Origin of the sequence: Vibrio sp. 1557, assembly GCF_033340175.1 — a bacterium.
In the GTDB taxonomy this organism is placed as follows: domain Bacteria; phylum Pseudomonadota; class Gammaproteobacteria; order Enterobacterales; family Vibrionaceae; genus Vibrio; species Vibrio alginolyticus.
Genome location: NZ_JAWOVZ010000033.1, coordinates 26,017 through 30,826, shown reverse-complemented (window position 1 = coordinate 30,826; position 4,810 = coordinate 26,017). Strand labels below are relative to the sequence as shown.

The window sequence follows — 4,810 nt, the reverse complement described above, 5'->3', positions numbered from 1 at the left end:
AGGTTCTTATTTTTAAAGAGCTTTTCTAACACTTTCAGCAACTTAGTTGCTCGTCGTTAGGGGTGCGTATCTTACTTCACACCGTGAGAGAGTCAAGCATTTTTTTCAAATTCTTTTTTCTCTCTTCCCGACTCGCTGTGTGACTTTCGTCTCACTCCGTGTCGGTGGATGCGCAGTATAGGGGGTTGAGAAATTAGCACAAGCGTTTTTTGCAAAAAAACTTTCAACCGCACAAATAACGAGCACTCTGCATAGATACTCAACGATCTTGTCTAATATTTCGGGTTGCAGAGGATCTTTTCATGATGAAACACCTGACTTCTGCATTAAAAGATCGCCGATTTCTTTGTGATTTTGATTGCTGATCTTATCTCTCTTGGTTCTTTTTTCTCTTTCTATCTATATAAAGACGAAAAAAAGAGCAGAACGATGACGAACTGCTCTTTTGGTCTTTGCTTTTTATTTGGGGTACTTCAGGTGAAGTCTTGGAAAAGTGTTTCTTCTATATATAGAAGAAAAGATCAGAGCATCCTTGCCCTTCTCTTTACGACAGATTAGTTAGGGGTATATCTAAATGTCGTTATTGTTCGATGACACATTGAGCTCGTAAGAGTGGAGCATGCTTGCATTCCCAATGGCGTCATCTTCGAGAGGAACTTAGTTCTTCAATACTTTTACGGTGTAGCTACCATCTTTTTGTTGGTATAGACCGTGGATGTCGGTTTCGAAACCTGGGTAATGCGCACCGATCTCACAAAGCATCTCTAGGAAGTCCAGCACAGGGCGAGACTCTTGAGTCACCATTTCACCAGGAAGTACTAGTGGCACACCTGGAGGGTAAGGAAGGATCATGTTCGCACTTACGCGGCCAACCATTTCTTCCAGTTTGATTTCTTCGATGTTGCCACGAAGCTCTTCTTGCCATGCTGCGTGTGGTGTTACTTTCATTTCTGGAAGAACATCGAACGCTTTATACATTAGCTCTGGTAGGTTGTATTTCTTAGTTAGGTCGTGAATTGCTTGTGCTAGTTCTTGAACGCGCATGCCTTCATAGAAGCTTGGGTCTTCGTTGTATAGTGAAGGTAGGAAGCTCTTGATGGTTAGGTTCAAGTCGTAGCCACGTTTAAATTCAGTTAGGCCGCGTAGCAATTGCATTGCTTTTGATTTGTCGATACCGATTGAGAATAGGAACAACAAGTTGTATGGACCTGTTTTCTCTACCACGATGCCGCGCTCGTCTAGGAATTTAGCCACCAGCGAAGCAGGAATACCTGATTCCTCTAATTCGCCTTCTTTATTCATCCCTGGAGTCAATAGCGTTACTTTGATTGGGTCAAGATACATGTGGTTGTCATCCATGTTCTTGAAGCCGTGCCATGTATCGCTAGGGTCTAGTTTCCAACATTCTGTGGTATCGATGTTTTCTGGTTGCCATACATCGAAGAACCAGCTGTCGCTTTCTGCTTCTAGACGTTTGATCTCTTTACGGAAGCGGATTGCGCGATCGATAGAGTCTTGCATTAACTTCTTACCAGTGTTGCCGCGCATCATTGCCGCTGCAGTTTCAGTAGAAGCAACAATGCCGTACTGAGGTGAAGTTGAAGTGTGCATCATGAATGCTTCGTTGAAAGATTCTTTATCAAAGTCACCTTTCACGTGAATCATTGAAGCTTGTGAGAACGCTGCCAACAGTTTGTGTGTTGATTGTGTTTCGTAGAACACTTTGCCTGGCATCGCTTCACCACTCATACCACATTTACCTTCGTAAATTGGGTTGAAGTTAGTGTAAGGCACCCAAGCACTGTCGAAGTGAATGTGTTTACAATCTAGCGACTCTTTGATGAATTGTGTGTTGTACAGCAAGCCATCGTAAGTTGAGTTAGTCACTACTGCGTAAGTTGGTGCTGTTGCACCTGGTGTTTTCGCCACTTTCTCTGCAATGACATCGCGGCTGAATTCGCTTTGTGGAATACCACCAAGGATACCGTATGCGTTACGAGTTGGGCGGAAGTAGATTGGTGTCACGTCGCTCATCATCATTAGGTGAGTCAGAGATTTGTGACAGTTACGGTCAATCAGTACTGTGCTGCCCGCAGGTGCTGAGTACATGCCAACGATTTTGTTCGATGTAGACGTACCGTTAGTTACGATGTACGAGCTGTCTGCATTAAATGTACGTGCGATGTATTCTTCTGCATCTTTATGTGGACCTGAGTGGTCTAGTAGAGAACCTAGCTCAGGCATTGAGATTGATACGTCCGCTTTAAATGTGTTTGGACCGTAAAAATCGTAGAAGATGCTACCAGCAGGGCTTTTCTGGAATGCAGTACCGCCCATGTGACCTGGAGTACAGAAGGTGTATTTACCTTCTTCTACGTATTTGAATAGCGCTTTAGTGAATGGAGGCATGATGGCATCTTTGTATGCCTCAGTCGCTTGGTTGATTTTGATAGCGATGTCGTCAGCCATACCTAAAGCGTACTCGAAGAAGCTCACGTTTAGACGTAGGTCTGTTAGTGAAATGTCTAGAGTAGACTGTTCGTTAGCAAATGCGTGAACAGGCAGTTTTTCGTTGATTTGGCTGATACGTTCACATAGCTCTAGTGAGTATTTATCCCAGTCGAACAACACACCGCAAATGCGTGGGTTCATCTCAATCATTTTGATCAAGTCTTTATCATCTACTGGGTAAACCACTTCGTAGCCCGCTTTCTCAAGAGCAGCGTGAAGTTGACGAACTGGCTCTTCTTTAAAGAACACACCCATGTGGTTCAAGATAGCGAATATATTCATTTGGACATCTCCAAGGCGAATGAGGGCGCTCTTTGCCATTTACAGGCAATGAGTAAGGTGAGCGCCGCGTGAATTTGGGTTTTATAGGCTGGCACCTTAGTGGCAGCGTTTTGGGGATTAGTTGCTTGCTTGGGCAGGCATGTCGTCAGCGTGCATTTTCACGTACTGAGCAAGACCTGCTTTTTTGCTGTAGAACATCAAGATAACTAGAGACACGATGAAGGTTGCTGTTAGCGTACCGCCCTCTGCACCTGCTAGTGCGATGAAGCAGAACAGACAAGCCACACCAGAGAACAGCATTACGAAGCCGTTGCGTGTTGTCATACCTTCGAAGCGAATCAAGTTAATGCTTGAGTAGAAGTAAGGCAGCATTGTTAGTAGAACCGCGTCAGTTGTTAGCTGGTTGAATAGGTCTGATGCGTGTGCTGTTTTAGAGCTGAAGAACATCAGTACAACCATCAGCGCAGTCATCTTGATTGACGCAAGGATTAGACCTTTCTTAGGCACACCGTTTTTGTCAGTTTCGCCGTAGATTTTAGGGAAGTTGCCGTCGTTTGCTGCGCGTTTACCTGCTTCACCTACTAGCATCATCCAAGAACCTAGCGAAGTGAAACATGCTAGCGCTGTGAATGCTGATACGAATGGTGCTGTCCAGCTACCGAATAGCTCAGTGGTTGCTAGTGCAAATGGCGCACCTGATGCCGCAACTTCTGACGCTGGGAACATACCGCTGATCATTTGAGTTGATAGGATGTAAATCACACCTGCGATACCAGTACCCAACATAGTTGCTAGAGGTACAGTACGTTTAGGGTTTTCTACCATACCAGTCGATACCGCTGCTGATTCCACACCTACGAATGACCATAGACAGATAAGAACCGCTGTTACTACCGCGTGGCTGTCAGTGCCTGCTGATACGTTCCAGTTTTGGCTGTAAAGCGCAGTATCGAAGTGCGTCCAACCAAATGCAGCTGTACCAACAACTGGGATAAGGATAAGAACTAGACCAAGCGTACATAGACGGCTTACCCAGCTACCACCAAGTAGGTTGACGAAAGTGAAGATCCATACCGATGCAATCGTCGCAATACCTGCTGGGATTGGGTTATTAAGCACAGGGAAGAATACTGAAAGGTAAGAAACACCTGTAATGGCAATAGCCAGGTTACCAATCCAGTTCGCGTGGTAATAAAGAACGCCCGTTTGGAAACCAAATACCGGAGACACTTCGCCAGCATAAGCGATTGGACCACCTTCTTGTGGGTTTTTGGTTGCCAGACGAGCGTAAACAAACGCCAGACTCAGTGCACCGACCAAACAGATCAGCCAACTGAAGATTGAAACAGAGCCTACAGAGGCAAGACTAGAAGGTAATAGTGCGATACCACTACCCATCATGTTACCGGCTACGACACCCGTACAGGCAATAAGGCCGATTTTTTTCGCATTCGATGACATAACATCTCCAAATCTATTCTACTCGAGTCAACATGACTCAAACTGAATGGTTATTAGCGAGATGCTATGAGGAAGAACCTGCTCGACCTCGCTAAATTTCGAAGTGAAGACTACGCCCAAAAACTGAGAAAAAAATAAACTTGGGGTTATCAATAAAATGATTAGTTCATCAACATCAAGTTGAGATAAACATGATAAACACAAAAACATAAAACTATATTATTCATACAGTTACAAGAAAAACATCAAACCTTCTACCGATAGATAAACTCTCATCAACTCGTTGGTCATCGCGATAAAAGTTATCAACCTCTATCAACTTCCCCATCCCGAAGGGTTAATTCCCTGAAGTGTTGATTCCATAAATCTCTCCCTGATCGCGCTTCTTGACCCAAGTCAATATTCATCTCGCCTGCAAGAAGGCACCAAAATCATTCTCGCCACATAACTAATCCAGACACTTCATACAATCAATAGAGATAGAGATAGAGATAGAGATAGAGATAGAGATAGAGATAGAGATAGAGATAGAGATAGAGATAGAGATAGAGATAGA

General features: G+C 44.2%; 2 protein-coding genes. Both read right to left on the bottom strand.

Annotation, left to right across the window (positions count from 1 at the left end; all coding sequences use genetic code 11):
• Positions 1–657: 657 nt before the first annotated feature.
• Positions 658–2,793: a lysine decarboxylase CadA gene (locus R7070_RS22715; RefSeq protein ID WP_017635553.1), complete on the bottom strand. Its 2,136-nt coding sequence runs from the start codon at positions 2,791–2,793 to the stop codon at positions 658–660.
• A 117-nt stretch (positions 2,794–2,910) separates the two neighbouring features.
• Positions 2,911–4,254, bottom strand: a complete 1,344-nt coding sequence (cadB, locus tag R7070_RS22710; protein WP_005434864.1) for a cadaverine/lysine antiporter — start codon at positions 4,252–4,254, stop codon at positions 2,911–2,913.
• Positions 4,255–4,810: the final 556 nt, after the last annotated feature.

Bases quoted from the DNA above. Each gene is read 5' to 3' on its own strand.
- R7070_RS22715 (WP_017635553.1), bottom strand. From the start codon at position 2,793: ATGAATATATTCGCTATCTTGAACCACATGGGTGTGTTCTTTAAAGAA.
- cadB (WP_005434864.1), bottom strand. From the start codon at position 4,254: ATGTCATCGAATGCGAAAAAAATCGGCCTTATTGCCTGTACGGGTGTC.